Source organism: Mesorhizobium sp. Cs1321R2N1, from assembly GCF_037179725.1.
GTDB classification, from domain to species: domain Bacteria; phylum Pseudomonadota; class Alphaproteobacteria; order Rhizobiales; family Rhizobiaceae; genus Mesorhizobium; species Mesorhizobium salmacidum.
Window position 1 is genome coordinate 1 of the sequence record NZ_JAPYKP010000255.1, and the last position, 3,678, is coordinate 3,678.

The window sequence follows — 3,678 nt, forward strand, 5'->3', positions numbered from 1 at the left end:
TCTCGACGCAGCGGCGTCAGACGGGCATTCTTGTGGATGTTCATTCGGACCCTCCGATCTGTACTGAAGCCTGGTAACTCCAGTCTCCTCGGTTCGGTCCGAATGGACAACCTCCCGAAAGCTCACATCTAGACGCCAACGACGCCTTCAAGGTTTGGTCAGCGCGTCGACCAGGTGCTCGACGCGGCCGCCATCACGATGCTCGCGGGCATCGAACGCATTCTGCCTGGCTTCGTATTCGGCATAGATGGCGTTGATGCGCCGCCTCGCTTCGATGTGCGTGCCCATGCAGAACCAGTTGTCGGGGCGCTTCAGCCCGACAAGCGCGGTCTCGGTGGCCCGCATCATCCGCGCTGCAATGCGGCCATGCGTATGCTCATGCTTGCGGACGCCGGCCATGAAACGGTCCCAGCGCTCGCGCAGTCTTGTATCTGTTGGCGAGAGCCGCCGTGGGAAAGTGTAGGTTACGTCGAGCGTCCCGTTGGCCTGGCGCAGGCGACAGGTCCCATCCTGGCGGGCGACATCGAGATCCCAGTGCGTGGTGTAGCCGGTTTCGGCGATGGCGCGCGCCATATAGCCATGCTTGGGCCCCAATCGGTCCATCGCCTCGACAAGGGCGGCGCCGGTCCTGCCGGCAACGTCATAGCTGCGGATATGCACGGTGAGCTTTGTGTCGGCCGAAGCGGCCGATGCGCAGACCAGCATGCCGGCTGCGGCAATCGTAATCAGATTCCTCGGGCGCATGTCCGCCTCCTCTCCGGAAGCCATGAGACCATACTCCGAGCGGCGCTTCAACGGGCTTGGTTGAAACGGCCGCCCCTGCGGCGACAGACGAGCTCCGCCGCCGCTCACATACCCTGGTAGACCGGTCCTTCACCGCCCTGCGGCGGCACCCAGTTGATGTTCTGGTTCGGGTCCTTGATGTCGCAGGTCTTGCAGTGGACGCAGTTCTGCGCGTTGATGACGAAGCGCACGTCCTTGGCCTGCGGATCGGCGGCGGCGTTGCCATCCTTGTCCACCCACTCATAGACGCCCGCCGGACAATAGCGCGTGGAAGGCCCGGCGAAAACATCGTGCTCGGACCGTTGCTGCAGCGCCATGTCGCCGACGATGAGGTGCACCGGCTCGTTTTCCTCGTGATTGGTGTTGGACAGGAACACCGAGGAGAGGCGGTCGAAGGTGAGCACGCCATCCGGCTTCGGATAAGCGATCTTCTTGTGCTGGGCGGCAGGCTCGAGCGTGGCATAGTCGGCCTTGCCATGCTTCAGCGTGCCGAAGGGCGAGACGCCGAACAGCGTGTTCAGCCACATATCGAGGCCGCCGAGGCTGACGCCTATGACGGTGCCGAAGCGCGACCATAGCGGCTTGACGTTGCGCACCTTCTTCAGGTCCTTGCCGATGTCGGTCGCGCGCCAGGCCTCTTCGTAGGCGGAAAGCTCGTCATTGGCACGGCCGGCGCCGATCGCCTCGGCGACATGATCGGCCGCCAGCATGCCGGACAGCACGGCATTGTGCGAACCCTTGATGCGCGGCACATTGACGAAGCCCGCCGCGCATCCCATCAGCGCGCCGCCCGGGAACGACAATTTCGGCACCGACTGCCAACCACCCTCCGTTATGGCGCGCGCACCGTAGCCCAGGCGCTTGGCGCCCTCGAACGTGCCTGCGATCGCCGGATGGGTCTTGAAGCGCTGGAATTCCTCGAAGGGCGACAGATAAGGATTTTTGTAATTGAGGTGGAGGACGAAGCCGACAGCCACCTGGTTGTCCTCCAGATGATAGAGGAACGAACCGCCTCCGGTCTTCATGTCGAGCGGCCAGCCGAAGGAATGCTGCACCAGACCGGGCCGATGGTTCTCCGGCTTGACCTGCCAGAGTTCCTTGAGGCCGATGCCGTATTTGCCCGGCTCGCGGCCATCGGAGAGTTTGTATCTGGCGATCAACTGCTTGGCGAGCGAACCGCGCGCGCCCTCGCCGATCAGCACGTACTTGCCCATCAGCGCCATGCCCGGCGCGAAGCCCGGACCGTGCGTGCCGTCCTTCTCGACGCCCATGTCTCCGGTAACGACGCCGGTGACGGCACCTTCTTCATTGTAGAGCAGGCCGGTCGCGGCAAAGCCTGGATAGATCTCGACGCCAAGCGCTTCGGCCTTGCCGGCCAGCCAACGGCAGACGTTCCCCAGCGAGACGATATAGTTGCCGTGGTTGTTCATCAGCGGCGGCATGAGGATGTTGGGCAGGCGGAACGAGCCGGCGGGGCCGAGCACAAGGAAATGGTCCGCCGTGACCGGCGTCTTGAAGGGATGACCATCCTCCTCGCGCCAGCCGGGCAATAGCCGGTCGATGCCGATCGGATCGACGACGGCACCCGATAGGATATGGGCGCCGACCTCGCCGCCCTTTTCCAGCACGACGACCGAGAGCTCGGGATTGACCTGCTTGAGGCGGATGGCCGCGGCAAGGCCGGCCGGTCCGGCACCGACGATGACCACGTCGAATTCCATGCTTTCGCGTTCGATATCGCTCATCAACCCCTCCGCACTGGCTTGCCGCCGTTGGCGTATCTTGCTGGCTCCTGCGCTGCATAGCGCATCAATTGGCGACAGGAAACCGGCGCATACGTGACAATGCGGATTTGGCCAAAAAGTCGCGCATTCCGCGGCAGGCAAGCCGCTTCCGCGCGGCGCGACCCGCCAAACTTGCGTTTTTTATTGTTCGACGGCTTGCTTATCGGCCATACTTCCCGCCATGCGCATTCCCGGGCCAGGCGGCTTCTCTTCGACGCGCTTTCCATCAACGCCCGGCCGGGCCTGCCGGGCGATTACTTTGGCCCTTCTGGCTTTGGCGCCGGGTCATGCCGTCGCCGATGAAGTGAAGGTCTGGTCGACAGGCGCGTACTCATTCTCCGACGAGCTTGGCGGTTTCCGCATCACCGGGGCCTCCGGCATCGGAACCAAGGACGATCCGCTTGTCATCACCGAAGAGCTGAATTCGGCGACACCCGTGACGCTGACCATCCGCACCACAAAGCCGATCCAGACATTCGGCAAGGCGGGTGAGTTCGCCAACGGCATCATGTATATGCGCATAGACGTGCTCAACAACAGCGGCCAGGGCTGGATTGAATTCCAGTTCGAGCTGCAGGAAATACTGGACCAGCCAAGCGTGTTCGGAGACGGGCTTTCGTTCGACCAGCGCAACAAGACACCTGACAATATCTGGTCGAGCAATTTCGCCGATTTCGATCGCGAGTTCGAACCCTATGATCGGCTGCTGTTCAAGAACGGCAAGGTCGATCCGCTGAAGACCGCCCGCTTCGAATTCCTGATGACCGACTATACGCCGCGATGGACCTTCTATCTCGTGCAGGATCCACGCATACCCACTGGCTAGACCGCGACGTCTCCTTGGCAGCGGGATTGCCTGCCGCCACGGCCTTCCCGAGGTTGCAAATTGGCGCCGCCCGGACGATGGTGCGGCCATGACTGCCGCCTCTCCCAACCATCCGGTCGATTTCGCCGATCTGCTCGCCTTCTATGCCAGCGCGGGTGTTGACGAGGCTTTGGAGGATGCGCCGGTAAACCGGTTCGCGGAGGCCGCGCCGAAGCCGGCGGAGCGCATGCCGATGGCGACGCCACGCGAAAGCAGCTCACCAGAGCAGCCGGCCGCGGCTCCGCC

Annotated in this window: 3 protein-coding genes and 1 pseudogene; 2 read left to right on the top strand and 2 right to left on the bottom strand. The window is 63.2% G+C overall.

What is annotated here, in order from left to right:
* Window positions 1–147: 147 nt before the first annotated feature.
* Together O7A61_RS31430 and O7A61_RS31435 are read right to left on the bottom strand one after the other, a co-directional pair.
* Complete coding sequence (locus tag O7A61_RS31430; RefSeq protein ID WP_337133058.1) at window positions 148–744, bottom strand: DUF922 domain-containing protein; 597 nt, start codon at window positions 742–744, stop codon at window positions 148–150.
* 104 nt (window positions 745–848) lie between these two features.
* Window positions 849–2,528 carry an electron transfer flavoprotein-ubiquinone oxidoreductase gene (locus O7A61_RS31435; protein ID WP_337133059.1) on the bottom strand — a complete coding sequence of 560 codons (1,680 nt, stop codon included), beginning with the start codon at window positions 2,526–2,528 and terminating at the stop codon, window positions 849–851.
* A gap of 220 nt (window positions 2,529–2,748) precedes the next feature.
* Here O7A61_RS31435 and O7A61_RS31440 point away from each other — a divergent pair, with 220 nt between their 5' ends.
* Both O7A61_RS31440 and O7A61_RS31445 read left to right on the top strand, forming a co-directional pair.
* A complete protein-coding gene (locus O7A61_RS31440; RefSeq protein ID WP_337133060.1) occupies window positions 2,749–3,393 on the top strand; it encodes a hypothetical protein in 645 nt (214 codons plus the stop codon).
* An 88-nt stretch (window positions 3,394–3,481) separates the two neighbouring features.
* Window positions 3,482–3,678, top strand: a pseudogene (locus O7A61_RS31445) (uracil-DNA glycosylase); the annotation flags it as partial.

Coding starts and splice junctions, on each gene's coding strand:
- O7A61_RS31430 (WP_337133058.1), bottom strand. CDS start 744: ATGCGCCCGAGGAATCTGATTACGATTGCCGCAGCCGGCATGCTGGTC.
- O7A61_RS31435 (WP_337133059.1), bottom strand. CDS start 2,528: ATGAGCGATATCGAACGCGAAAGCATGGAATTCGACGTGGTCATCGTC.
- O7A61_RS31440 (WP_337133060.1), top strand. CDS start 2,749: ATGCGCATTCCCGGGCCAGGCGGCTTCTCTTCGACGCGCTTTCCATCA.